This is a genomic window from Angustibacter speluncae, assembly GCF_054777815.1.
In genome coordinates this window covers 1-25,125 of the sequence record NZ_BAAHAF010000089.1, presented here as the reverse complement: position 1 = coordinate 25,125, position 25,125 = coordinate 1, and the positions used below count along the sequence as shown (strand labels likewise).

Annotated in this window: 22 protein-coding genes; 9 read left to right on the top strand and 13 right to left on the bottom strand. The window is 74.3% G+C overall.

The features are described from left to right. Positions 1 to 31: 31 nt before the first annotated feature. Both ACYVKY_RS11450 and ACYVKY_RS11445 read left to right on the top strand, forming a co-directional pair. The gene (locus ACYVKY_RS11450) at positions 32 to 1,081 is read left to right on the top strand and encodes an HNH endonuclease family protein (protein ID WP_460435112.1); all 1,050 of its coding nucleotides are present in this window, start codon (positions 32 to 34) and stop codon (positions 1,079 to 1,081) included. A gap of 23 nt (positions 1,082 to 1,104) precedes the next feature. Continuing rightward, positions 1,105 to 2,745 (top strand): class I SAM-dependent methyltransferase, encoded by a 1,641-nt coding sequence (locus tag ACYVKY_RS11445; protein WP_460435111.1) that lies wholly within the window; start codon positions 1,105 to 1,107, stop codon positions 2,743 to 2,745. Positions 2,746 to 3,014: 269 nt separating this feature from the next. On the opposite strand, the gene ACYVKY_RS11440 is transcribed toward ACYVKY_RS11445, so the two are convergent. Beyond that, a complete protein-coding gene (locus tag ACYVKY_RS11440) occupies positions 3,015 to 3,968 on the bottom strand; it encodes an ADP-ribosylglycohydrolase family protein (protein ID WP_460435110.1) in 954 nt (317 codons plus the stop codon). A gap of 86 nt (positions 3,969 to 4,054) precedes the next feature. On the opposite strand from ACYVKY_RS11440, the gene ACYVKY_RS11435 reads away from it, so the two are divergent. Continuing rightward, positions 4,055 to 4,771, top strand: a complete 717-nt coding sequence (locus tag ACYVKY_RS11435) for an NUDIX hydrolase (RefSeq protein ID WP_460435109.1) — start codon at positions 4,055 to 4,057, stop codon at positions 4,769 to 4,771. Positions 4,772 to 4,795: 24 nt separating this feature from the next. On the opposite strand, the gene fabG is transcribed toward ACYVKY_RS11435, so the two are convergent. From fabG to ACYVKY_RS11400, 7 genes are all read right to left on the bottom strand, one after another. Further along, a complete protein-coding gene (gene fabG, locus ACYVKY_RS11430) occupies positions 4,796 to 5,560 on the bottom strand; it encodes a Rossmann-fold NAD(P)-binding domain-containing protein (RefSeq protein ID WP_460435108.1) in 765 nt (254 codons plus the stop codon). A gap of 81 nt (positions 5,561 to 5,641) precedes the next feature. Continuing rightward, on the bottom strand, positions 5,642 to 6,310 hold the full coding sequence (locus ACYVKY_RS11425; protein ID WP_460435107.1) for an ACT domain-containing protein: 669 nt from the start codon (positions 6,308 to 6,310) through the stop codon (positions 5,642 to 5,644). 118 nt (positions 6,311 to 6,428) lie between these two features. Then, positions 6,429 to 8,015: an alkaline phosphatase D family protein gene (locus tag ACYVKY_RS11420; protein WP_460435106.1), complete on the bottom strand. Its 1,587-nt coding sequence runs from the start codon at positions 8,013 to 8,015 to the stop codon at positions 6,429 to 6,431. 88 nt (positions 8,016 to 8,103) lie between these two features. Beyond that, entirely contained in the window at positions 8,104 to 10,251 is a 2,148-nt protein-coding gene (locus ACYVKY_RS11415) for a RecQ family ATP-dependent DNA helicase (protein WP_460435105.1), read from the bottom strand. A gap of 127 nt (positions 10,252 to 10,378) precedes the next feature. Next, positions 10,379 to 11,329: a carbohydrate ABC transporter permease gene (locus ACYVKY_RS11410; RefSeq protein WP_460435104.1), complete on the bottom strand. Its 951-nt coding sequence runs from the start codon at positions 11,327 to 11,329 to the stop codon at positions 10,379 to 10,381. Next, on the bottom strand, positions 11,326 to 12,306 hold the full coding sequence (locus tag ACYVKY_RS11405; protein WP_460435103.1) for a carbohydrate ABC transporter permease: 981 nt from the start codon (positions 12,304 to 12,306) through the stop codon (positions 11,326 to 11,328). The genes ACYVKY_RS11410 and ACYVKY_RS11405 overlap by 4 nt, the downstream gene beginning before the upstream one ends. An 87-nt stretch (positions 12,307 to 12,393) precedes the next feature. Continuing rightward, entirely contained in the window at positions 12,394 to 13,758 is a 1,365-nt protein-coding gene (locus ACYVKY_RS11400) for an ABC transporter substrate-binding protein (RefSeq protein WP_460435102.1), read from the bottom strand. A 332-nt stretch (positions 13,759 to 14,090) separates the two neighbouring features. Between ACYVKY_RS11400 and ACYVKY_RS11395 the strand changes: the two genes are divergently transcribed. Beyond that, on the top strand, positions 14,091 to 15,707 hold the full coding sequence (locus ACYVKY_RS11395) for a DUF885 domain-containing protein (RefSeq protein ID WP_460435124.1): 1,617 nt from the start codon (positions 14,091 to 14,093) through the stop codon (positions 15,705 to 15,707). A 109-nt stretch (positions 15,708 to 15,816) separates the two neighbouring features. Here the strand turns inward: ACYVKY_RS11395 and ACYVKY_RS11390 are convergent, their stop codons facing one another. The 5 genes from ACYVKY_RS11390 to ACYVKY_RS11370 all read right to left on the bottom strand — a co-directional run bounded on the left by ACYVKY_RS11390 (position 15,817) and on the right by ACYVKY_RS11370 (position 20,109). After that, positions 15,817 to 16,662, bottom strand: coding sequence for a DUF1206 domain-containing protein (locus ACYVKY_RS11390; RefSeq protein ID WP_460435101.1), 846 nt, complete (start codon positions 16,660 to 16,662; stop codon positions 15,817 to 15,819). 124 nt (positions 16,663 to 16,786) lie between these two features. Beyond that, complete coding sequence (locus ACYVKY_RS11385; RefSeq protein ID WP_460435100.1) at positions 16,787 to 17,590, bottom strand: spermidine synthase; 804 nt, start codon at positions 17,588 to 17,590, stop codon at positions 16,787 to 16,789. Position 17,591: 1 nt separating this feature from the next. Next, positions 17,592 to 18,584 (bottom strand): 1-acyl-sn-glycerol-3-phosphate acyltransferase, encoded by a 993-nt coding sequence (locus ACYVKY_RS11380; protein WP_460435123.1) that lies wholly within the window; start codon positions 18,582 to 18,584, stop codon positions 17,592 to 17,594. A gap of 35 nt (positions 18,585 to 18,619) precedes the next feature. Continuing rightward, positions 18,620 to 19,468 (bottom strand): patatin-like phospholipase family protein, encoded by an 849-nt coding sequence (locus ACYVKY_RS11375; RefSeq protein ID WP_460435099.1) that lies wholly within the window; start codon positions 19,466 to 19,468, stop codon positions 18,620 to 18,622. Continuing rightward, positions 19,465 to 20,109, bottom strand: a complete 645-nt coding sequence (locus tag ACYVKY_RS11370) for a hypothetical protein (RefSeq protein WP_460435098.1) — start codon at positions 20,107 to 20,109, stop codon at positions 19,465 to 19,467. The genes ACYVKY_RS11375 and ACYVKY_RS11370 overlap by 4 nt, the downstream gene beginning before the upstream one ends. A gap of 274 nt (positions 20,110 to 20,383) precedes the next feature. Here ACYVKY_RS11370 and ald point away from each other — a divergent pair, with 274 nt between their 5' ends. From ald to scpB, 5 genes are all read left to right on the top strand, one after another. Continuing rightward, the gene (gene ald, locus ACYVKY_RS11365; RefSeq protein WP_460435097.1) at positions 20,384 to 21,499 is read left to right on the top strand and encodes an alanine dehydrogenase; all 1,116 of its coding nucleotides are present in this window, start codon (positions 20,384 to 20,386) and stop codon (positions 21,497 to 21,499) included. 2 nt (positions 21,500 to 21,501) lie between these two features. After that, the gene (locus tag ACYVKY_RS11360; protein WP_460435096.1) at positions 21,502 to 22,497 is read left to right on the top strand and encodes a site-specific tyrosine recombinase XerD; all 996 of its coding nucleotides are present in this window, start codon (positions 21,502 to 21,504) and stop codon (positions 22,495 to 22,497) included. Positions 22,498 to 22,567: 70 nt separating this feature from the next. Further along, on the top strand, positions 22,568 to 23,455 hold the full coding sequence (locus tag ACYVKY_RS11355) for a ParA family protein (RefSeq protein ID WP_460435095.1): 888 nt from the start codon (positions 22,568 to 22,570) through the stop codon (positions 23,453 to 23,455). A gap of 25 nt (positions 23,456 to 23,480) precedes the next feature. Further along, positions 23,481 to 24,380, top strand: coding sequence for a segregation and condensation protein A (locus tag ACYVKY_RS11350; RefSeq protein WP_460435094.1), 900 nt, complete (start codon positions 23,481 to 23,483; stop codon positions 24,378 to 24,380). Continuing rightward, the gene (gene scpB / locus ACYVKY_RS11345; protein WP_460435093.1) at positions 24,377 to 25,018 is read left to right on the top strand and encodes an SMC-Scp complex subunit ScpB; all 642 of its coding nucleotides are present in this window, start codon (positions 24,377 to 24,379) and stop codon (positions 25,016 to 25,018) included. The genes ACYVKY_RS11350 and scpB overlap by 4 nt, the downstream gene beginning before the upstream one ends. Positions 25,019 to 25,125 lie beyond the last annotated feature (107 nt).

Sequence of the window (25,125 nt, the reverse complement as noted above, 5' to 3'; positions counted from 1 at the left end):
GCCGGGCGCGCGCCGTGCCGATCCTGCTCCGGTGACCGCCGCCCGCCTGCTCGCCACCACCGTCGTCGCGGTGCTGGCGCTCGCCGGGTGCACCGCGGACGCCCCCGACCCCGCACCCACCGCGGGCGGACGGCTGCGCACGGCGTCCCCGACCCTGCTCGCGCCGGCGCCGACCCCGACGACGACCGCGCCCTCGTCGACCACCTCGACCACCTCGACCACCTCGACCGCCGCGCCGGCGCCCGGTACGGCGCTCGCGGCCCTGGCGACGCTGCCCGTCAAGGGGCGCGCGCCGCGCACCGGCTACGACCGGGCGCTGTTCGGGCCGTCGTGGGCCGACACCGACCGCAACGGGTGCGACACCCGCAACGACGTGCTGCGCCGCGACCTGGTCGACACCGTCCTGGACCCGCGCACGTCCGGCTGCGTCGTGCTCACCGGCACCTTGCAGGACCTGTGGTCGGGCAAGACCGTGCCGTTCGTCCGCGGCGAGCGGACCAGCGCCGAGGTGCAGGTCGACCACGCCGTCGCCCTCTCCGACGCCTGGCAGAAGGGCGCGCAGCAGTGGACCCCGCAGCGACGCCTCGCGTTCGCGAACGACCCGCTGGGGCTGCGGGCCGTGCCCGGCGGCCTGAACGCGCAGAAGTCCGACGGCGACGCCGCGACCTGGCTGCCGCCGCAGCGGTCGGCCCGGTGCGGGTACGTGGCCGTCCAGGTGGCGGTCAAGGCCAAGTACGGCCTCTGGGTCACCGAGGCCGAGCGGGACGCGATCGCCCGGGTGCTCGCGGACTGCCCGGACGAGCCGTTGCCCGCATCGGACCACCCGACCGAGTCGGACCTGCCGGTGTGGGGCGCCACCGCGACCGCCGCCCCCTTACCCCCACCCGCCCCCACGGCCACCGCCGCGGCGCCGCTCGTCGGCGGAGCTCCCGGGTGCGACCCGTCGTACCCGACCGTGTGCATCCCGGGCGGTCCGGACCTGGACTGCGGCGACGTCCCGCACCGCCGGTTCGTCGTGGTCGCGCCCGACCCGCACGGGTTCGACGGCGACGGCGACGGGGTGGGCTGCGAGTCCGGCTGAGCCGGGCTGGGAGGCTGGGTCGCGTGACCCGCTACCGCCACGTCCTGCTGCCCGGACGCCACCACCTGCTCACCCGTGCGCAGGCCGGGTACCTGCACCGGGTGCTCGGCGGCCAGGCGGTGGCGGACGACGGTCAGCGGGTCGAGGTCGAGCCCGGTGCCCGGGTGGTCTGGGCCGTCACCAGCGCGAACCACCAGAACACCCGGCGCAACCCGGTGCCCTACTCGCGGCGGGAGGCGGCGATCGAGCGGTTCTCGCTGCTCGAGGACGTCGACTCGCTGGTCGTGCCCGTCGTCGACGCGCGGGCGACCGCGCGGTTCGCCCGGGTGACGCTCACCGCCGTCGAGGTCGCGACCGCGGGCCGCGTGGTGCTCACCCCGGACGACACCGTGCTGGCCTGCTCGACGCCGGTCGTCGCCGCGATGTACCGCGAGCTCGGGTTCCGCGTGGTGACCGTCGAGGACGACGGCGAGGCCTTCCCGGAGCCGCCGCCCCGTCCCTGGGACGTGCTCGAGCGGCTCGTCGCCGGTGACGGCACCTGGCGCGACCTCGCGCACCCGGCGACGGTGTCGGTCTTCGACCGCTACGCCCTCGAGGAGCACGTGCGCACTGTCAGCACCGACCCGGTGGTGGGCGACGAGGGGACGCTCACCGACACCCGCGAGTACGGCTCGTACCAGCGCAGCTTCGAGGACAACAGCGGCCGCAAGTGGGAGCAGGTCGGCCCCTACGTCCGTCCCGGTCGCATCGTCGACGTCGGTTGCGCCAGCGGCGGTCTGCTGGTCGAGGCCGGCCGCGACCCGCGGCTGCACGAGAGCGACCTGATCGGCGTCGAGGTGGCACGGCACCTGTTCGCGGAGGCGCAGCACCGCCAGGCGCAGAAGGGCTTCCCGAACCCGAACACCTGGATCTACCAGCGCAACATCCTGGCCGACGGCCCGGCGGTCTTCCCCGACCGCAGCATCGACACCACGCTGACGGTGGCGCTCACCCACGAGATCTCCTCCTACGGCGACGGGCGGGCCTCCCTGCGCCTGCTCGCCTCGCGCGTCCTCGCGCACACCGCCCCCGGCGGGGTGTGGGTGAACTCGGACGTGGCCGGCCCCGCCGACCCGCAGCGCGAGGTGCTGCTGACGCTGCGCACCGACGACGGCGACAACCCGGACGAGGTGCGCACCGACCTGGCCGAGCTCACGGCGGGGGAGTGCGCGGCCTACGTCGAGCGGCTGTCGACGCGGGCGCGGCTCGACCAGTTCGCGCACGACTTCGCGCTGCACGCGGCCCCCGGGTACGCGGTCGAGCCGGTCGGCGCCGACCCGGCCGCCGGCACCGCGACGGTGCGCTGCACGCTGGCCCGGGCGATGGAGTTCCTCACCCGCAAGGACTACACCGACAACTGGGTCAGCGAGTGCCACGAGCGGTTCACCGACATGAACCTGGACGCCTGGCGCGCCCTGCTGACCGACGTCGGCTTCGAGGTCGACGTCGCGACCCACGCGTGGCGCAACGACTGGATCGTCGAGCACCGGATCGCGCCGGTGGCCTCGCTCGCCGACCTGGACGGGCGCTCGTTGCCGTGGCCGGACACGCACGTCCTGGTGGTCGCGCGCCGTCCGCTGGTCGTGGACGAGACCCCTGCCGCGCCGGCTGCCGCGGCCGGGTGAGACCAAGGTCACTGCCCCGATCGGCCCTCTCGGTCGTCACGCTCCGCGACCGGCGCGCGAGAATGGGGACACCGCCTCGGGTCCCCGGGGCGCCCGACGAGACGAGAGAGGTCGACGCCGCATGAGCACCACCGAGCCCCGCACCGACGAGCGCCGCGACGACGCCCGTCCCGAGGTCGAGATCACCTCGATCGCGAACCCGCGCCGCGTGCGCTGGAGCACCTACTCCCAGGCCTGAAACCCAGGCCCGACCCGACCGGCGCGACCCCTCAGGGTCGCGCCGTCGCCGTCTCCACGGCCAGCTCGACCAGGTCGTCGGCGCGCAGGCCGGGCCACCCGTGCACGTCCGCCCGCCACCGCGGCGGGACGGCGGACGCCCCGTGCAGCGCCCCGAGCAGCCCGCCCGCGATCGCCGCCACGGTGTCGGTGTCGTCGCCGGCGAGCACCGCCGCCTGCAGCCCGTCCTCGAACGGGGTGGCCGACGACCGCGACGCGACCACCGCGCTCCAGGCGGCCTGCAGCGCCGTGACGGTGAACCCGTTCGGGGCGAACGCGGCGGGCGGCCTCGTGGCCGCCTCGGCGATCCACGCGGCCCACGCGTCGCGCCGGCCGGCCGGCAGCAGGTCGAGCCCGTCGGCGACGTCGGCCGCGCCCGAGGTCACGGCGGTGCGGACCGCCTCGCACCACAGCACGCAGCTCTCGGCCGCGAGCGGGTCGGGGTGGGTGAGGGCCGCGACGGCAGCGGCGGCCTCGGCCGTCGTCGCCCGGGAGCCGAGGTCGACCAGGCCCACGACGGCGGTCCGCATCAGCGCGCCGTTCCCGGCGGTGCGGCCGGTGCGGGCGTGCAGCGCGGCAGCCGCCTCCGCCACCCGCCGACCGGCCGGGAGCGCCGGGTCCGCCCGCTCGGCGTCCCCGAGCACCGCCCAGGTCTGCACGCCGATGTCGCTGGCACCCGCGCGGGCCCAGGCGAGGAAGCCCTCGGCCACCTCGTCGAGCGCGGCGTCGCCGCGCAGGTCGGCACCGGAGGCCGCGACCCGGGCGACGACCAGGGCCATCTGGGTGTCGTCGCTCCACTCGCCCGGCGCGTAGGGCCCGAGCCCGCCCCCGACCATCGCCGCGGGACCCACCGGCGGCGCGGCGAACTCGTACGGCACCCCCAGCGCGTCGCCGCAGGCCTGGCCCAGCAGCACGCCGGCCGCGCGCTCCCTCGTCGCCTCGTCCACGTCGTCCCCCTCTCGTCGGTCGATCCCGACGCTAGCCGTCCGCACGGGGAGTTGTCACCTCGACGATTACCTGGTCTGATGGGCACGTGCCCGGCAGCGACTACGACCCGTCCGCCTTCCCGCCGTTCGCGGTGACGGTCGACCTGGTGGTGCTCACGATCCGCGACGAGCACCCGGGCGAGCTGTCGGTGCTGCTGGTGAAGCGGCTCGCGTCGCCGCACCGCGGGCGCTGGGCGCTGCCCGGCGGGTTCACCCACGTCGACGAGGACCTCGAGGCGGCGGCGTACCGCGAGCTCGCGGAGGAGGCGGGGCTCACCCGCGAGTCGGTGCACCTCGAGCAGCTGCGCACCTACGGCGCACCGCGCCGCGACCCCCGGATGCGGGTGGTGAGCGTCGCGTGGCTGGCGCTCGGCGCCCGCCAGCCCGATCCGGTGGCGGGCACCGATGCCGCTGCGGCGCAGTGGTTCCCGCTGTCGCAGGTCGCCGAGCAGCGGCTCGCGTTCGACCACGACCAGATCCTGGCCGACGGTGTCGAGCGCGCCAGGGCCAAGCTCGAGTACTCCGACCTCGCGACGGCGTTCGTCGGCGACACCTTCACCGTCGCCGACCTGCGCGCGGTCTACGAGACGGTGTGGGGCGCGCGGCTCGACCCCGGCAACTTCCACCGCAAGGTCACCGGGGTCGCGGACTTCCTGGTCGCGACCGGTGAGCGCACCTCGGGCGGACGCGGGCGCCCTGCGGTGCTGTACCGCAAGGGGACGGCGACCGCGCTGCACCCGCCCGTGCTGCGTCCTGGCGGGTGACCCGGCCCCGTCGCGACCTCGCGGTCAGAGGGTCGAGCCGCCGTCGACGTACAGCGTCTGGCCGGTGACGAACGAGGCCTGCTCGCCGGCGAGGAAGGCGATCGCGTGCGCGATGTCGTCCGGCTGGCCCACGCGGCGCACAGGCGTCTGCGCGGCGGCCGCCTCGCGGTAGGCGTCCGGCTCCATGCCGACGCGGCGCGCGGTGGCGTCCGTCATCGCCGTGACGACGAACCCCGGTGCCACGGCGTTGACGGTGACGCCGAACGGACCCAGCTCGATCGCGAGCGTGCGGGTGAAGCCCTGCAGACCCATCTTGGCCGCGGCGTAGTTCGCCTGGCCGCGGTTGCCGAGCGCCGACACCGACGACAGGTTGACGATCCGGCCCCACTTCTGGGCGACGAGGTGCGACTGCACTGCCCGCGAGACCAGGAAGGCGCCGCGCAGGTGCACCGCCATCACGGTGTCCCAGTCGTCGTCGGTCATCTTGAACAGCAGGTTGTCGCGGGTCACCCCGGCGTTGTTCACCGCCACGTGCACGCCGCCGAGCTCGGCGACGGTGCGCTCGACCGCGGCCGCCACGGACGCCGCGTCGGTGACGTCGCAGCCGATGCCGACCGCCCGGACGCCCGCGTCCGCGGCGACCGAACCCGCGACCTCGCCGGCCGCGCCCTCGTCGAGGTCGAGCACGGCGACGGCGGCGCCCTCGGCGGCCAGGCGTCGCACGGTGGCGGCGCCGATGCCGCCCGCGCCTCCGGTGACCAGTGCGACCTTGCCCGTCAGTGCGGTCATCCTTCTGCCTCCCGTGGATCGGTGCGTACGGCGGCGCCACGTGCCGCCCGCCCGCCGAACCTACCCGCCGGCAGGTAGCCGTCAGCCGGGGACGGGGGTGCGTTGCGCCACAGCGCCCGCCGTCCGGGCGATCTCGGCGAGCCGCCAGGTCTCGGACCGGTGGAAGGACGGGCCGACCTCGCGCACGACGACGAGCGCCATCGGCTCGTCGGTGCCGAGAGGCACCAGGACGCTGCCGGCGGGGGAGCGTCCGCCGTCGAGGGTGAGCCGAGGCGACGAGACCCGCAGCGGCAGGCCGCCCGCCACCTCGGGCAGCGCGTCCGGCGCGTGCACGCCGGGCAGGACCACGGTGTCGACGACGTCGAGCGGACCGGTCCCGGTGGCGCCGAGCAGCGCGGCCCAGGAGGCGCCGACGGCGGCGGGCGCCCCGTCGACCAGGGTGCGCAGCGCCCGGTCGGGCTGGGCGACGACGCGGGCGACGAGCTCGAGCTCGGCGTGGCCGGTGACCGGCGGGGGAGAGTGCAGCACGCCCTCGACGTCGACGCCGGCCGTGGCGGCGAGCTCGGTGACCACGCGGTCGAGGTGGGCGGTGTCGCGCACCTGCAGGTGCACGTCGTCGACGGCGCGGCCGTTCTCGGAGCCGATCACCTCGACCTGGACGACGTCGGCGCCCGCCGTGCCGATGGCGGAGGCGACCTGGCCGAGCGCACCGGGGCGGTCGGGGACGACGAGACGGACGCGGACGAGCACGGGCACCTCCCGGGGACGGCGGACGCCACCACTGTGGCGGCGGTCTGTTGCCGGGGTGTGTCGTGCGCGGGTCGGGCGGGCTACGTGCTCGTCCGCGTCGGTCGGTCCGGTCGAGGGGTCAGGCGGGGTGCAGGGCCGGCGCGCCGGCCGGGGTGACGAACCGGGCGCGGGTCTGCACGGGCGCTCCGGGACGCCGCACGTAGGGCAGCACCTGGAACTGCGACACCATCTCGGTCTCGGTGAGCCGCACCTGCACGTACCCGCGCTGGCTGTTCACCAGCTTGATGTGCGGGTTCTCGTCGAGCTGCACCTGGGTGGCCGGGTCCATGTCGACGCCGTCGCCGCCGCTGGTGATCGAGCTGGTCACCAGCTCGACACCCACCGTCCGCGAGGCCGGGTCGTCGAAGTCGGCCTTGACCTCGGCGGCGTAGTGGCGGTGCACGTCGCCGGTCAGCACCACCGGGTTCTCGACGCCGCGGTCGGCGATGCCGGCGAGGATGCGTTCCCGCGAGCCGACGTAGCCGTCCCAGCCGTCCATCGAGAACGTCTGCACCGCACCGGCTGCCGAGTCCCGCTGGGAGAAGAACACCTGCTGCGCGAGCACCTGCCAGGTCGCCTGGGACGACGCCAGGTTGTCGAGCAGCCACGCCTCCTGCGCGTCACCGGTCAGGCTGCGAGCGGGGTCGAGGGCCTCGGCGCACCCGGTGCGCGAGCCGTCGCCGCAGGCCTGGTCGTCGCGGTACTGGCGGGTGTCGAGCACGTGGAAGCTGGCCAGCCGGCCCCAGTCGATCCGGCGGTACAGCTGCAGGTCGATGCCCGCCGGCACCGACGTGCGGCGCAGCGGCATGTTCTCGTAGTAGGCGCGGAACGCCGCGGCCCTGCGCTCGAGGAATGCGGGCTGCGGGTTCTCGGGCACCTCGTCGGCCCAGTTGTTGTCGACCTCGTGGTCGTCCCACGTGATGATCCACGGCGCGACGGCGTGCGCGGCCTGCAGGTCGGGGTCGGTCTTGTACTGCGCGTGCCGCTGCCGGTATCCCGCCAGCGTCTCGGTCTCGGGGCCCCGGTGGTCGCGGACGTTGCCGCCGGGCGCGACGTAGGACTGCGCGCGGTACTCGTACTGGTAGTCGCCGAGGTGCACCACGACGTCCGGCTGCGCCTCGGCCATCCGCCGGTACGCGGTGAAGAAGCCGTGCTCGTACTGCGAGCAGCTCGCCACCGCCATCGTGAGCGGGCTCGCCGCGGTCGGCGGCGGCGAGGTGAGCGTGCGGCCCACCGGGCTGACCTGGTTCGCGGCCCTGAAGCGGTACCAGTACTCGCGACCGGGGCGCAGGCCGCCGACCTCGACGTGGACGCTGTGGGCGTTCCGGCGGCGGGCGGTGACGGTGCCGCGCTTCACGACCCGGGCGAAGCCAGGGTCCTCCGCCAGCTGCCAGGTGACCTGGACGTCGCGGGTGGGCATCCCGCCGAGACCGTCCTCGGCGAGCGGGTCGCGGGCCAGGCGCGTCCAGAGCACCACGCCGTTCGGGAGCGGGTCGCCGCTGGCGACGCCGAGGGTGAAGACCGCGCCGAGCGGCCCCTGGTTCGCGGCGAGCGCGGGCTGCAGCGCGGCGGTGGTCGCGCCACCGGCCGCGAGGACGCCGGCGCCGCCGAGCAGCACGGACCGGCGGGAGAGCGGGCCGGTGCCGAGGAGGGTGGGAGAGGTCATGCCCAGCACTCTGGTCGCGTGGTGGTGCGAACCGGACCAACCCGGACGAACGACTCGGTGAACGCTCGGCGAACCCGTCCGGCGACCGCTACCCGGCGGTGGCCAGCACCAGCGGCAGCACCGGGCCGGACCCGGCGAGCCGCAGCGCTCGGCCGGCGACCGCCAGCGTCCAGCGGGAGTCGGCCAGGTCGTCGACGAGCAGCACCGGGGCGCCGTCGAGCCCGGCGAGCCGCGCCGCCAGCTCGGGACCGACGCCGAGGCGGTCCCAGATCGCGGCGAGCCGGTAGGCGCTGTTGCCGCCCGAGGCGCCCTGCGGGCCGGGACCGACCAGGTCGAGCGAGCCGAGCAGCGGCAGGTGGCCGACCTCGGCGATGCGCGAGGCGATCGAGGCGACCAGGGTCGGGCGGGCGCGCGACGGGACGTGCACGACGCCGGCCGGCCGCTGGGCCCAGTCCCAGTCCGAGAGCACCCGGACGCAGGCCTGCAGCAGCACGTCGCCGAGCGGGTTGTCGGGCGTCTGCGGGTCGAGCACCGTGCGCAGCGTGGGTCCGTACCCGAGGTCGGTCAGCCGGGCGACGGCGCGACCCGGCTCGACCTGCTCCTCCGGCGGGATGCGCCCGCGCAGGTCGAGACCGAGCCGGTCGAGCCCTGTGGGCCAGAGCTTGCGCGGGTCGACCTCGACGCCCGGCGCGTGCAGCACGTCGTCGGCGGCCGAGCGCGCCTGCTCGGGGACGTCGGTGGGGAACCAGGTGCCGGCGCACAGGTCGCAGCGCCCGCACGGGGCCGCCGTGGGGTCGTCGAGCGACTCCTGCAGGAACGCCATGCGGCACGCGCCGGGCTCGAGCCGCTGGTACCGCAGCATCGACTCCGCCTCGTGGGCGCGAGCTGCGGCGACCCGCTCGTAGCGCTCGGCGTCGTAGGTCCAGGGCTGCCCGGTGGAGGACCACCCGCTGCCCTCGCGGCGCACGGCGCCGTCGACGGCCAGCACCTTGAGCAGCAGCTCGAGCCGCGACCGGCGGACGTTGGCCGCGGTCTCGAGCACGGCGACCGACAGCGGGCGGGCCGCCTCGGCCAGGACGGCGAGCACGGCGTCGGCGTCGTCCTGCCGCGGCATCGACGACGTGGCGAACCAGTCCCAGATCGGGCGGTCCTCCGCGCCGGGCAGCAGCAGCACGTCGGCCCGCTCGAGCGCGCGACCCGCACGTCCGACCTGCTGGTAGTAGCTGACCGGCGACGAGGGCGAGCCGAGGTGCACGACGAACCCGAGGTCGGGCTTGTCGAACCCCATGCCGAGGGCCGACGTGGCGACCAGGGCCTTGATCTCGTTGCGGCGCAGCGAGTCCTCCGCGTCGCGGCGCTCGGCGTCGTCAACCCGGCCGGTGTAGGCCGCGACCCGGTGCCCGGAGCGGCGCAGCGCGGCCGCGGTCTGCTCCGCGGCCGAGACGGTCAGCGCGTAGACGATGCCGCTGCCGGGCAGCGCGTCGAGGTGGGCGTCGAGCCAGGCGACCCGGGCGGCGGGGTCGTCGAGGTGCAGCACGCCGAGCCGCAGCGAGGTGCGCGCCAGCGGCCCGCGCACGGTGGTGACCGGCACGCTCGCGCCGTCGGGGCCGGCGGTGAGCTGGGTCTGCACGTCGTCGACGACGCGGCTGTTGGCCGTGGCCGTCGTGGCGAGCACCGGTGTGCCCGAGGGCAGCTCGGCCAGCAGGTCGCGGATGCGGCGGTAGTCGGGCCGGAAGTCGTGGCCCCAGTCGGAGATGCAGTGCGCCTCGTCGACGACGAGCAGGCCGCAGCCGTCGACCAGGCCGGGCAGCACCTCGTCGCGGAAGCGCGGGTTGGTGAGGCGCTCGGGGGAGACGAGCAGCAGGTCGACCTCGCCGTCGCGCACGCGGGCCGCGACCTCGCCCCACTCGGTGGGGTTGGTCGAGCTGATCTGCTCGGCGCGGACCCCGGCACGCGCCGCCGCTGCTACCTGGTCGCGCATCAGCGCCAGCAGCGGGGACACCAGCAGGGTGGGGCCGGAGCCGGCGGCGCGCAGCAGGGCGGTGGCGACGAAGTAGACGGCCGACTTGCCCCAGCCGGTGCGCTGCACCACCAGCGCCCGCTCACCGCGCGCGACCAGCGCCTCGACGGCCTCCCACTGGCCGTCGCGGAACGCGGCGTCGTCGCGGGCGGTCAGGGAGCGCAGGACCTCGTCGGCCCGGGCGCGCAGGTCGGTGGTCGCGGGGGAGGTGGTCACGGCCCCCACGCTAGAGGGCGGCCCCGACAGGGCGGATCCTGGCGAGGCGAGCGAGCACTTCACGAGGCGCGCAGGCCCCGTTCAGTAGGCGATCACCTACTGAACGGGGCCGGCGAACCGCGAGCGATCAGCCCTTGACGCTGCCCGCGAGCAGGCCGCGGACGAAGTAGCGCTGCAGGGACAGGAACACGATGAGCGGGACGACCAGCGACACGAACGCACCGGCGGTCAGCCGCTGCCACTCGTTGCCGCGGGTGCCGGCGAGCTCGGCGAGGCGCACCGTGATCGGTGCCACCTCGTCGGTGCCGCCCGCGAAGGTGAGGCCGACCAGCAGGTCGTTCCACACCCAGATGAACTGGAAGATCACCAGCGAGGCGATCGCCGGGACGAGCAGCGGCAGCATGATGCGCCGGAAGATCGTCACGTGCCCCGCGCCGTCGACGCGGGCCGCCTCGATCAGCTCGCCCGGCACCTCGCTGATGAAGTTGTGCAGCAGGAACACCGCGAGCGGGAGCGCGAACGCGGTGTGCGCGAGCCACAGCGGGAGGTACGGGATGTACTCCGTGATCGGCTCGAAGGCGTCGCCGCTGAAGATGCGCAGCAGCGGGATGAGCGCCATCTGCAGCGGCACGATCTGCAGCGCGAAGACCACGACGAACAGCCAGTCGCGGCCGGGGAACCGCATCCACGCGAACGCGTAGGCGGCGAGGGCGGCCAGGGTCACCGGCATCACCACGCTGGGGATCACGATCATCAGCGAGTTGACGAAGAACCCGGCGAGCTGGCCGTTCGAGGCGCTGCCGAACAGCACCTCCTGGTAGTTCTCCAGGGTGACCTGCGGGTCGCGGAAGAAGGTCCACCACCCGGTCGTCTTGATCTGCTGCTCCGGCCGGAAGCTGGAGACGAACAGGCCGAAGGTCGGCAGCGACCACAGCACGGCGATCAGGACCGCGACGACCGAGCCGACCCGGGAGGTGAGCGACTTCTTCGCCTGCGAGGCGAGCGAGCGCCGCTTGCCCTGCCCCTCGCCGGGGAGGGTGCCGGTCGGGACCGGCGTGACGACGGTGTTCGTGGTCATCGCACGCTCCTCGCCTGGTTGAGCTGGCGGATGTTGTAGACCACGACCGGGACGACGAGCACGAAGATGAGCACGGCCAGGGCGCCGCCGCGGCCGGGTTCACCGAACCGGAACGACTGGTCGTACATCTCGTTGGCCACGACCGAGGTCTGGAACTGCCCGCCGGTCATGGTGCGCACGATGTCGAACACCTTCAGCACGCCGATCGTGATCGTCGTGAGGACGACGACCAGCGTGGGTCGGATGGACGGGATCGTGACGCTGCGGAACATCTGCCAGGCGTTGACGCCGTCCAGGCGGGCCGCCTCGACGATGTCGGCGGGGATCGCCTTGATCGCCGCCGACAGCAGCACCATCGCGAAACCCGCCTGGATCCAGATCATCACGACGATGAGGAACAGCGTGTTGACCGGCGCGTTGTTCAGGAAGTTGCGCGGTTCGCTGCCCAGCCAGATCAGCACCTGGTTCGCCAGACCGATCTGCTCGGCGGTCTCGGGACGCTGGGCGTAGACGAACTTCCAGATGATGCCGGCGCCGACGAAGCTGATCGAGACCGGCATGAACAGCAGCGACTTCGCCACCGACTCGAACCGCGACCGGTCGATGAGGATCGCGTAGATGAGCCCGATCCCGGTGGACAGCAGCGGCGTCAGCACGACCCAGATCAGGGTGTTGCGGATCGTGATGAACGAGTTGGGGTCCTGGAAGACCCAGATGTAGTTGGTGAGCCCGATGAAGCTCTCACCCTGCTTGTCGAGCAGCGACAGCCAAGCCGTGCGGACCGCCGGGTAGACCAGGAACAGGCCGAGCAGGAGCAGGGCGGGGCCGGCGAAGACCCCGATCTGCACCTTCTCGCGGACGGACTTCGGGCTGCGCTCGGCCAGCAGCAGCACCGCCGCGATGACGGCGAGGAAGGCCGCCAGGAAGAACGTCATCGTCCCGAACTTGGGTCCGAGATCGGCGAGGAAATCCTCCATCACACCTCCAGGTGCACCGAACGGTGGCCGGGTCGTCCCCACCGCAGTGGGGACGACCCGACCACCGAGATCAGTCGGGGACGACGATCAGGAGGTCGGCCAGGAGGCCTCGACCTGGTCGAGCACCGTCTTGGTGTCGGCGCCGTTGATCCAGTCGGTCATCGCCTGCCACAGCGAGCCCGCACCGACGGCGGCCGGCATCAGGTCGGAGCCGTCGAAGCGCACGACGGCCTCGGGGTCCTGCAGGACCTCGTAGGACAGCTCGTTGATCGGGTTCGACGAGAAGTCCGACGCCTCCATGTTCTTGTTCGCGCTCAGCCAGTTGCCGAGAGCGGCGCGGGACTGGGCGAACTCGAGGCTGCTCAGGTAGTTCTGCACCGCCTGGACCTCCTCGCGGTCCGCGAACGCACCCACGAACTCGCCGGCCACCAGGGTCGGACGGGTGTCGTCGGCCGACGGCAGGTAGAAGGCGAAGATGTCGCCGTCCTCGCCCACGGTGACGTCCTCACCGAGCTGCGCGCCGTAGAAGGACGCCTGGCGGTGCATGTAGCACTGGCCGTCGAGGATCGGCAGGCCGCCGTCCTGGAACGCGGTGGTGGTGATCGACTGGACGTCGCCCAGGCCACCGTTCACGTAGTCGGGGTTCTTCAGGTACTCGCCCACCGCGTCGGCGGCGTCGACGACCTGCGGGTCGTTGAACGGGATCTCGTGCGCGACCCACTCGTCGTAGACCTCCGGCCCCGCGGTGCGGAGCATGAAGTCCTCCATCCAGTCGGTGGCCGGCCAGCCGGTGGCGTCACCGGACTCGATGCCCGCGCACCACGGCTTGACGTCGCCGGCCGACGCGATCTCGTCGCTGAGCGACTTGAGGTCGTCGAGGGTCTCGGGGACCTCGTAGCCGGCGTCGGCGAACATGCTCGGGGAGTACCAGACGAACGACTTGACGTTGGAACCGAGCGGCGCGCCGTAGAACTCGGAGTCGACGGTGCCGTAGGCCTTCCAGTCCTCGGTCCAGCCCTCGTCGACGTTCGACTCGGTCTGGTCGGGAGCCGCCACCAGGTCGCCGCTGGACGCGAAGCGCTGCAGCAGGCCGGGCTGGGGGAAGAAGGCGATGTCGGGCGCGTTGCCGCCCTCGACGCGGACGTTGAGCTGGGCCTCGAACTCGCCCGAGCCCTCGTACGCGATGTCGATGCCCGTGCAGTCGGAGAACTCCGCCCACGACTCCTCGAGCAGGTCGGCCTCGGCGTCGCGGATGGGGGAGTAGATCGAGACCTCGGCGCCGTCGAACGTGCCGTAGTCCTCGAAGGCGGCGCAGTCGCCGCCGGCGTTGCCGCCGTCGCCGTCGTCCCCGCCGCCGCCGTCGCTGCTGGCGCCGCAGGAGGCGAGCGCGATGGCCATGCCCGTGGCACCGGCCACGAGGGTCAGGCGACGGGACTGTCGTGTGAAGCGCATGGTTGTCCTCTCCGTTGAGAACGCGGCTCACCGGCGCCGCGCCACTGGATCACACCGCACGCCCGCTGGGCCGGACAAGCGATTCACCCTCGCGCTCGGTAACGATTCCGTTACGTGCTGGACGCATCCAACCGGTCCGACGTTGCAAACGTTCAAGTCGTACACACAAGCCGGTGGGGCAGGATGACGAGGTGACCCACGACGCCACGAACCCCGACACATCCACCACCGACGGCTCCGACGGCTCCCAAGGCTCCCACGGCTCCGGCGAGCCCTCGACGCCGCGCGCCCTGGCCGACCGCTACGTCCACGACCTGGTCGAGATCGACACGATGGTCGCGACGGGGCTCGGGCTGCGTCCGCACGACGACCGGGTGCCGGACCTGTCCCCGGCCGGCCAGGACGCCCACGACGACCTCGCCCGGGCGGCCCTCGCCGACCTGGACGCGATCGAGGCCGCGGCCGGGCCCGGCGGCCTCGACGACGCGGAGCGACGCTGCGCCCGGCTGTTCCGCGAGCGGCTGCAGGCCGGGCTCGCGGCGTCCGAGGCCGGCGAGCACCTGCGCACCGTCCGGAACATCTTCGGTCCGCCGCAGGCGGTCCGGCAGCTGTTCACGATGATGCCGATGACGACGGACGAGGACTGGGGCGCCGTCGAGCGGCGGATGGCGCGCGTGCCGGAGGCGTACGCCTCGCACGTCGAGAGCCTCGAGCTCGGCCGCAGCCGCGGCCTGCTCGCGGCACCGCGGCAGGTCGAGACCCTCGTCGGCCAGCTCGACGAGTGGGTCTCGGGCGACCGCAGCTGGTTCCACGGCGTGGTCGCAGGAGGACCGGACGCCCGGCGCTCCGAGCTCGACGCCGCCGCCGACGCCGCGGCCCGCGGCGTCACCGAGCTGCGCGACTACCTCGCGGGCACGTACCTACCTGCGGCGCAGGGCACCCCGGACGCCGTCGGCCGCGACCGCTACGTGCTGGGCGCGCGCGTGATGACGGGGACGGCGCTCGACCCCGAGGAGGCCTACGCCTGGGGCTGGGCGGAGTACCAGCGGCTCGACGCCGAGCTGCGGGCCGCCGCCGAGGAGGTGCTGCCCGGGTCGTCGCCGAAGGAGGCCATGCTCCACCTCGACGAGCACGGCGACGCGATCGAGGGCGTCGAGGCGGTGCGCGAGTGGCTGCAGCAGATGATGGACACCGCCATCACCGACCTGCACGGCACGCACTTCGACATCGCCGAGCCCATCCGCACCGTCGAGGCGATGATCGCGCCGCCCGGATCGGCTGCGGCGCCGTACTACTCGCGTCCGTCGGTCGACTTCTCCCGGCCCGGGCGCACCTGGCTGCCGACGCTCGGCCGCACCCGGTTCCCGGTCTGGGACCTGGTGAGCACCTGGTACCACGAGGGTGTCCCGGGCCACCACCTGCAGCTCGCGCAGTGGGTGCACGTCGCGCCGCAGCTCTCGCTCTACCAGACCTCGCTCGGCTCCTCGTCCGGTGCGACCGAGGGCTGGGCGCTGTACGCCGAGCGGCTCATGGACGAGCTCGGCTACCTCGACACCCCCGCGCGGATGGGCTACCTCGACGCCCAGCAGATGCGCGCCGTCCGTGTCGTCATCGACATCGGCATGCACCTCGGGCTGACGATCCCGGACGACTCGCCGGTCGACCCGGGCGGCACGTGGAACCCGCGCAACGCACGGGAGTTCTTCGGCGCCAACTCCGGTCGGCCGTCCGACTTCCTGGACAGCGAGATCGTGCGGTACCTCGGCTGGCCGGGCCAGGCGATCGCCTACAAGCTCGGTGAGCGCGCCTGGCTCGCCGGCCGCGACGCCGCCCGCACGGCCCACGAGGCCCGCGGCGAGGCGTTCGACCTCAAGGCCTGGCACATGGCAGCGCTGTCGATGGGCGCGCTGGGCCTCGACGACCTCACCGCGGAGCTCGCCGACCTCTGAGCGGCCGGTCCCCGGACGCCGAATCGTCCGAGAGACGGGGTCGGAACCTGCGTTCCGGCACCGGATCTCGGACGATTCGGGGGAGGGGGCTAGGGTCTCGAGAGGGGTGCTACATCCGCTGGAACCGCGCTCGGGCGAACAGGTAGACGCCGAAGGCGGCGAACCCGAGGCCGGTGAGCAGCAGCAGCACGGTGCCGAACGGCTGCTCGGCGATGGTCCGGAAGGCGCCGTCGAGCCCGGTGGCTTCGGAGGCGTCGCCGCGGACGGCGGCGTAGACGAACAGGCCGCCGAGGACCGCGACGGCGGCGCCCTTGGCGATGTAGCCGACCATGCCGAGGTACCGCACGGCGGTGGAGATCTCGCGACGTCCGCCGGTGCCGTTCAGGTCCTCGAGGAACTTCTTCGTCGCACCCTTGTAGACCAGGTAGGCGCCCACGCCGAGCACCACGAGACCGGCGACACCGACCAGCACGCGCCCCGGGCCGCTCGCGACCAGCTGTGCCGTGACGTCCTGGCTCTGACCGGCCTGCGAGGTGGCCTCGCCCTGCGTGTAGCGGAACGCGGTGAAGGCGAGCGCGAGGTAGAGGACGGCCTTGGCCGCAGCCTTGACGCGGTCGCCGGTGCGGCTGGCGTCCTCGCGGTGGTAGCCGCCGGTGCCGACGCCCGAGATCGCGTTCGTGGCCTGCCACAGGCCGAGCGCCGCGAAGCCGATGACGGCCACCCAGAGCGCGAAGCCGCCGAACGGCGTCGACGCGAGGTCGGACAGGGCGCCGGACTGCGAGGCCTCCTGGCCGCCGCCGCTGCCGAGGGCGAGCCGGACGACGATCGCGCCGATGAGCAGGTGCACCACGCCGTCGACGACGTAGCCGATGCGGGCGAGGCGCTCGAGCCACGGGCTGTCACCGGCGGACCGCACGGCGCCGGCGGCACGCGCTGCGGAGGGAGAGGTACTCATCGGGCACATCCTTCGCTCGTCGGACGCGCCCGGGATCGCCGGACGCGGCGGCAGACCCACCCCGAGCCAGCCCGCTCGGGACGCATCGTCCTCGGGTCGGCGTCGGTGCGCACCTCGAACCGGGTCACCCCAGCGGTGCGGCCCCGGCGACGAACCGGCGGAGCCGTTCGCCCACGAGCGCGGTGGACGAGACGCCCTGACCCCGGGCGGCGCGGTGCAGCGCGGCGGGGTCGAGGGGGTCGTCGCACGCGACCAGCACGGCGTTCGCGTGCCGCCGCCCGCGCAGCACCGCGGTCTCGGCGAGCACGGCGACGTGCGCGAACGCCTGCTGGGCGGTGGCGACCTCGGCACGGAGGTCGCGCAGCGGCGGGCCGTCGGCGACGTTCGCCAGGTAGACGCCGCCCGGCACGAGCACACGCCGTACCTGCTCCAGGAACGCGGCCGTGCGCAGGTGGTCGGGGGTGGTGTCGCCGGCGAAGACGTCGCGGACCACGGCGTTGGCGCTCGCGTCGCGCCGGCCCGCCAGACCGGCACCGGCCTCGGCGGCCTGCAGCCGCAGCGCCGGGGACCGGGGGAGCGCGAACCAGGAGCGCACCAGGACGGTGAGCCGGGCGTCCAGCTCGAGCACCACCTGCTCCGAGCGGGGACGCCGCACCGCCAGCGCCCACGGCAGCGCGCACCCGGCGCCGCCGAGGTGCAGGACCCGCAGCGGCGCGGGCTCGGGCCGGAGCGCGTCGAGCACGTCGGCCATCTGCTGCAGGTACTCGAACTCCAGCACCTGCGGCTCGTCGGGCCGCAGCGACGACGAGGGCACGCCGTTCACCTCGAGCGTCCACAACCCGGGGTCGTCGTGATGCCGTACGAGGACCGCTGTGCCCGTGTCGATCTCGTAGGTGCCGGCGACCGGTTGCGGGGCGCGGGCGGGCACGTCAGAGGTCCCCGCGGCGCTCGCGCTGCTCGCCGACCCAGTCGTCGATGCGCCGCCACCACGCGTACAGCCAGTCGGAGCGCTCCTGCTCGTCGTGCGGCACCTCGTCGGCCGGCACCTGCCACCACCGCATCGTGATGCGGGTGTCGAGGGGCAGGGCGCGCCACATGTCGCCGACGGTGACGACGTGGTCGAGGCCGCTGTGCGCCACCCACACGACGTCGGCGCCGGGCGCCGCGTCCAGCGCCGCGCCCACGCCGCCGGGACGCGGCGGCAGGACGTGCCGCATCCGCTCGGCCTTCTCGGCCTCGTCCAGCATCCCCTTCTCGCGCAGCCTCGCGATCGCGCGGGCGCGCCGCCGGTCGGTGTAGTTGCCGCCCTCGGGGAAGATCAGGAAGGCGTCGTCGTCGTCCAGCCCGGTCGCCAGCTCGGTGATCTGCTGCACCGCGGTCGGCCCGGTGCCGCGCCCCTCGCCGCCGGGGCGGATGAACCGGTTGGGCAGCCGGGAGAGCAGGGTGTCGACCAGCGGGTCCCACTGCAGCGCGTCCTTCAGCACGATCCGCGGCTCGCGGTCGTACCAGGACAGCAGCGCGTGGGCCATCAGGAACGAGTCACCCGGGCCCGCGTGCCGGGAGAACACCAGCAGCGGGCGTCCCGAGAAGTGCGACGGCTCGGGCCCCTCGACCGACACCTCCACCTTGAGCACCCGCTGGCACTCGGCGAACAGGAACTTCAGCAGCCACTCGGCCAGGTCGTAGTGCGCGCGCTCGAACCGCGGCGTCCGGATGCGTGCACCGAACCCCGAGCAGACCCACAGCACGAACAGGACGACGAGCGCGGCGGACTCGAGGCAGAGGTAGAGCACCACCATCCACAGCACGCGCAGCGGGCGCCACCGTCCCGGGATCAGCGGCGACGCGATGCCCGCGACGAGCAGCGCGAGCGGGAGCGCGCCGAGCAGCAGCACCGTGCCGACGACCACCGCCGGCGCCATCACCAGGCGCCGGAACCACCGGGGCGGCAGCACGCTCAGATTCCCTCTCCCGCAGCGGGTCCTGCGTCGGCGGCCGACTCGAGGTACTCGCTGGTGGCGCGGTGCGCGAGCTCGATCCGCCGGGCCGTGCCGGCCGTCGACCGGTACCGCAGGTTCGTCAGCGGGGTGCGCTCGTCCCCGGTCGGCAGCACGTGCACCGTGACGCGGTCGCCGAGGTCGGCGAGGTCGCGGGCGAAGCGGTGCCGCCGCGCGATCTCGAAGGCGACGGTGGCGACCTCCCAGGGACGGGTGGGCGCGGCCAGCGGCCGCTCGATCCGCCCCACCTGCAGGACGTAGACGGTGGTGGCGCCGAGGTCGGCCGCACGGGAGACGGGGATCGAGTTCACCAGGCCGCCGTCGACGTAGTGCTCGTCGCCGACCCGCACCGGCGGGAACAGGCCGGGGACGGCGCACGAGGCCATCACCGCCGGCACGAGGGGTCCGTCGGTGAACCAGTGCTCGGCAGCACGCTCGATCGAGGCGGCGCAGCACTCGAAGCGCACGCCGAGGTCCTCGACAGAGGCGTCGCCGAACGTGCGCTCGAGCAGGCCCCGCAGTCCGGCGCCGGTGTGCAGGGCCGTGCGCGTCATCGTCCGCAGCCGGTCGAGCGGGGCGCTCGAGAACGCCGAGGTCGCCTCGTCGGACCACCACGCCTCCAGCTCGCGCACACCGTCCGGCCCGGGGTCGCGGGCGAGCGCGGCGCCGTTGATCGCGCCGATGCTGGTGCCGAGCACCACGTCCGGACGGATGCCCGCCGCGGCGAGGGCCTTGGCCATGCCGACCTCGCTGGCGCCGAGGACGCCGCCACCGCCGAGGACCCAGGCCGTGCGCACCGGCGGGGTCACGCGGCCGTCACCGCCCGCCGCGGCAGGGTCAGGCCGCAGTCGCGCAGCTCGAGCTCGGCCAGCGCGCGCACGACCTCGACGTCGCCGCTCCGCCACGCCGTCACGGGGTCCTGGCTGACCCGGGCGAGCTTGTGCATCGGCTGGTTCGCCATGGCGCGCAGGGCGAACAGCGCGAGGTCGGCGTCGGCGTCGACGAAGCGCCGGGCGGCCACCGCGCGCCGGGTGAAGCGGACCCGGCCGGGCAGCCACAGCGCCAGCGCGAGCAGCACCGGGACGGCGACGACGACCAGGGTGAGGACGGTCGCGACGTCCTCGACCACCTCGACCTGCCGCCGGCCGGCGGCGGCGATCGCCTCGGCGGCGTCGCCCGCCGAGGTGAACGGGGTCGACAGGTCGTCGCCGACCAGCGGCACCCGCCGGGCGGTCTCGGCCGCGTCGGCGAGCCCTCCAGCGACGCCGTCGGCGCCCTCCTCGAGGCGCCGCCCCGGCTCGGCGAGGGTGCGCACCGCCGACCCGACGGCCTGGCCGGCCTGCCAGGAGAGCCACACCCAGACGACGAGCAGCACGTCGCCGAGCACCTGCCACGCCGCCCTGCCCGGTGTGCGGGCGTACGGGGCGGTGAGGGCGGTCAGTACCGGCATGGGGTGGTCCTCCGTCGTCGGGCGGGTCGTCCGGGCGGGTCGTCGGGCCGTCCCCCTGCCGTCCACCCGCCGGGGTCCGCGAGGTGGTGGCGGTCCGACACTATGCTCGCCCCGGGCCGGGGGCGGTGCCGACGCGGCGCGCACGCCGCGGAGGTGCTCGCGTCCCGACCTGCGCCGGCCGACGACGTCCGGCGCACCACCGACGTCCGCGCGCGAGCGACCAGGCAGCGACCAGGCAGCGCCGCGGCACGACCCCGAAGGACGAGGCTGCGCTGTGAAGGTCGGGATCCCCCGCGAGGTCAAGAACCACGAGTACCGCGTCGCGATCACCCCGGTGGGTGTGCACGAGCTCGTCCAGCACGGCCACGAGGTGGTCGTCGAGCAGGGCGCCGGCCTGGGGTCGCAGATCCCCGACGAGGAGTACACCGCCGCCGGCGCGACGCTGCTGCCGTCCGCCGACGACGTGTGGGGCTCGGTCGACATGGTGCTGAAGGTCAAGGAGCCCGTCGCCGAGGAGTACCACCGGATGCGGGAGGGGCTCACCCTCTTCACCTACCTGCACCTGGCGGCCGACCGGCCGCTCACCGACGAGCTGCTGGCGCGCGGCGTCACCTCGATCGCGTACGAGACCGTGCAGCTGCCCTCCGGCGGCCTGCCCCTGCTGTACCCGATGTCCGAGGTCGCCGGCTGCCTCGCGCCCCAGGTCGGCGCGCACTCGCTGATGAAGGCCCAGGGTGGGCGCGGCGTGCTGATGGGCGGCGTCGGCGGCGTCGCCAACGCCAAGGTGGTCATCATCGGCGCCGGCGTCTCGGGCCAGAACGCGGCGAACATCGCGCTCGGCATGGGCGCCGACGTCACCCTGCTCGACACCGACCTCGACAAGCTGCGGATGTCGTTCTGGCGGTACAACAACCGGGTCCACGGCCTGGCGTCGTCGAAGCTCGCCATCCAGCAGCAGGTGCTCGAGGCCGACATGGTCATCGGCGCCGTGCTCATCCCCGGTGCCGCGGCGCCGAAGCTGGTCACCAACGAGCTGGTGTCGCAGATGAAGCCGGGCTCGGTGCTGGTCGACATCGCGATCGACCAGGGCGGCTGCTTCGAGGACTCGCACGCCACCACGCACGCCGACCCCACGTACGAGGTGCACGACTCGGTGTTCTACTGCGTCGCCAACATGCCCGGCGCCGTGCCGAACACCTCGACCTACGCGCTGACGAACGCGACGCTGCCCTACGCGGTCCGGGTGGCGAACCGCGGCTGGCAGGACGCGTGCCGCGACGACCGCTCGCTCGCGCTCGGCCTGAACACGCACGCCGGACGTCTCACCAACGTCCCCGTCGGCGAGGCGCACGGCATCGACGCGGTCGACCCGGCGGAGGTGCTGGCCTGACGGTGAGGACCGAGGAGCCCGCGCCGCAGGCGCCGCCGGTCCCGTCCGAGACGGTCCGGCGGCACCTGCGCGGGTACCTCGAGCACCTCGAGGTCGAGCGCGGGCTGGCCGGCAACACGCTGGCCGCGTACCGGCGCGACCTCGACCGGTACGTCGCGTTCCTCGCCGCGCGCGGCGTGGACGAGCCGGGCGCGGTGCAGCCGCAGCACGTGGCGGACTTCCTCGCCGCGCTGCGCACCGGCGACGACGGCCGGCCGGTCCTGACCGCCACGTCCGCGGCGCGCACGGTGGTCGCCGTCCGGGGCTGGCACCGGTTCCTCGCGCGGGAGGGTGTCACGCCCACCGACCCCTCGGACGACGTCCGCCCACCGGCCGCGCCCAGGCGGCTGCCCAAGGCGATCTCGGTCGACGAGGTGCGCCGCCTGCTCGAGGCGGCCTCGGTCGGCGACACGCCGTCCGCCCTGCGCGACCGGGCGCTGCTCGAGGTGCTCTACGCCACCGGCGCGCGGATCAGCGAGGCCGTCGGGCTCGACCTCGACGACCTGCCGCCGCAGGTGCACGAGGGCGCGCCGGCCGCCGCCGCCGGGGGAGCGGCCGTGCGGCTGCTGGGCAAGGGCGGCAACGAGCGGGTGGTCCCGCTCGGGTCGTACGCCGTCCGCGCGCTGCAGGCCTACGTCGTGCGGGCACGACCGGCGCTGGCGACGTCCGGGGCCGGCGGCCCCGCCGTCTTCCTCAACACCCGGGGCGGACGGCTGTCGCGGCAGAGCGCCTGGAACGTGCTGCGCGCGGCGGCCGACCGGGCGCGCGTGGGGGGCCACGTGTCGCCGCACACGCTGCGGCACTCGTTCGCGACGCACCTGCTCGAGGGCGGGGCAGACGTCCGGGTGGTGCAGGAGCTGCTCGGGCACGCCTCGGTGACCACCACGCAGGTCTACACGCTGGTCACGATCGACCGGCTGCGCGAGGTCTACGCCGGGGCCCACCCGCGGGCCCGCTGAGATAGGGTCGCCGCGACCGACGCCTGACGACCGACGACCACCCCCGAGCACCCAGAGGCTGATCCCACCCGTGAGCAGCACGACGTCCGGCTCCGCCCCGGCGGAGCCCGCCGAGGCCGGCCTCGGTCCGACCGGTCGACCGCTCCCGAGGTTCCCCTCGCCCAAGGCGCTCAAGGGCCACGGCCCCGCGCGCGTGATCGCCATGTGCAACCAGAAGGGCGGGGTCGGCAAGACCACCTCGACCATCAGCCTCGGCGCGGCCCTGGCCGAGTACGGCCGCAGGGTGCTGCTCGTCGACTTCGACCCCCAGGGCGCCCTGTCGGTGGGCCTCGGCAGCAACCCGCACGAGCTCGACCTGACGGTCTACAACCTGCTGATGGAGCGCGGCGTCGACATCCACGACGTCGTGCGCACCACCGACGTCCCGGGGCTCGACCTGCTGCCGGCCAACATCGACCTGTCCGCCGCCGAGGTGCAGCTCGTGGGCGAGGTCGCCCGCGAGCAGATCCTCGGGCGGGTGCTGCGGCCGGTCGAGGACGAGTACGACGTCGTGCTCATCGACTGCCAGCCCTCGCTGGGCCTGCTGACCGTCAACGCCCTCACCGCCGCGCACGGCGTGCTGATCCCGCTGGAGTGCGAGTTCTTCGCCATGCGCGGCGTGGCGCTGCTGATGGAGACCATCGAGAAGATCCAGGACCGCCTGAACGAGCGGCTCGAGCTCGACGGCATCCTCGCCACCATGTACGACGCCCGCACGCTGCACAGCCGCGAGGTGGTGCAGCGGCTCGTCGAGGCCTTCGGCGACCAGGTGTTCCACACCGTCATCGGCCGCACCGTGAAGTTCCCGGAGGCGTCCGTCGTCGCCACGCCGATCACCCGCTACGCGTCCGGCCACGCCGGGGCCGAGGCGTACCGCCAGCTCGCCCGCGAGCTGGTCGCCCGCGGCAAGGTCGCCTGACCCGCGGGTCCCCGCGTCCTCCCTCGTGAGCACCACCCCTCCCGCCACCGCACCCGAGGTCCCGCCCGGGGCGTCGGAGGCCGCGTCGGTCCGTCCGGGCACCCCCGCGTTCGAGGTGCACCTGGAGAACTTCTCCGGCCCGTTCGACCTGCTGCTCAGCCTGATCGCCAAGCACCAGCTCGACATCACCGAGGTCGCGCTCGCCGCCGTCACCGACGAGTTCATCGCCCACATCCGCCGCGACGGCGTCGCGTTCGACCTCGGGCAGGCCAGCGAGTTCCTGGTCGTGGCGGCGACGCTGCTCGACCTCAAGGCCGCGCGGCTGCTGCCGTCCGGCCAGGTCGAGGACGCCGAGGACCTCGCGCTGCTCGAGGCGCGCGACCTGCTGTTCGCGCGGCTGCTGCAGTACCGCGCGTACAAGCAGGTGGCCGGCGTGCTGGGCGAGCGGCTCGCGACCGCGGGACGCCGCGCGCCGCGGGCGGTCTCGCTCGACCCGCACCTCGCCGGCCTGCTGCCCGAGCTGGTGTTCGCGCTCACGCCCGAGCAGCTGGCCCAGCTGGCGGCCCGGGCACTGACCCGGCCCTCCGCGCCGCCGCAGGTCGGGCTCGACCACCTGCACGGCGCCCGCGTGAGCGTCGCCGAGCAGGCCGACCTGATCGTCGTGCGGATGCGGCGCAGCGGTGTGGCGACCTTCCGCGACCTCGTGGCCGATGCCGACTCCACCCTCGTCGTCGTCGCCCGCTTCCTCGCCCTGCTCGAGCTGTTCCGCGAGGCGGCGGTCACGTTCGAGCAGGCCGACGCCCTCGGCGAGCTCACCGTGCGGTGGACCGGCGCCGAGGAGGGCGACGTCGCCGTGAGCGACGAGTTCGACCAGGACGACCCGGCGGAGCCCGACGCCCCGCCGCAGGACGGAGACCCGCAGTGACCGAGCACCAGCCCGATGCCCCTGCGCCCCAGGAGCCTGCGCCCGAGGCGGGCCCGCCCGTCGAGGAGGGGCTCGACCTCGAGGTGCTGCCCGGCGGTGCCCGCGCCGCGCTCGAGGGCGTCCTGATGGTCGTCGACGAGCCGGTCGGCGAGGTGCAGCTCGCGGCCGCGCTGGTGCTGCCGCGCGAGCGGGTGCGCGAGCTGCTGGTCGAGCTCTCGGCCGAGTACGACGAGCAGCTGCGCGGTTTCGAGCTGCGCGAGGTCGCCGGCGGGTGGCGGTTCTACAGCCGTCCCGCGCTCGCGCCGGTGGTGCAGCGGTTCGTCCTGGACGGCCAGACCGCGCGGCTCACCCAGGCCGCGCTCGAGACGCTCGCCGTCATCGCCTACCGCCAGCCGGTGAGCCGCGCCCGCGTCTCGGCGGTGCGCGGTGTGAACGTCGACGGCGTGGTGCGTACGCTGACGACGAGAGGCCTCGTCACCGAGGTCGGTACGGACGAGACGACCGGAGCCACGTTGTACGGCACCACCACCACCTTCCTCGAGCGCATGGGCCTGGGCAGCCTCGACGAGCTGCCCGCCCTCGCCCCCTACCTGCCGGACGCCGACGTGCTGGACGAGCTGGCGGAGGGCACGGCGTGAGCCCGCGTCCTCCCGCCGACCGCGGCGCCGGCGGCAAGGGCGGCGCCCGTCGGACGCCGGCCGGGTCCGGCCGCGCCGGCCAGGGCAAGCCCGCGGGCGGCAAGGCG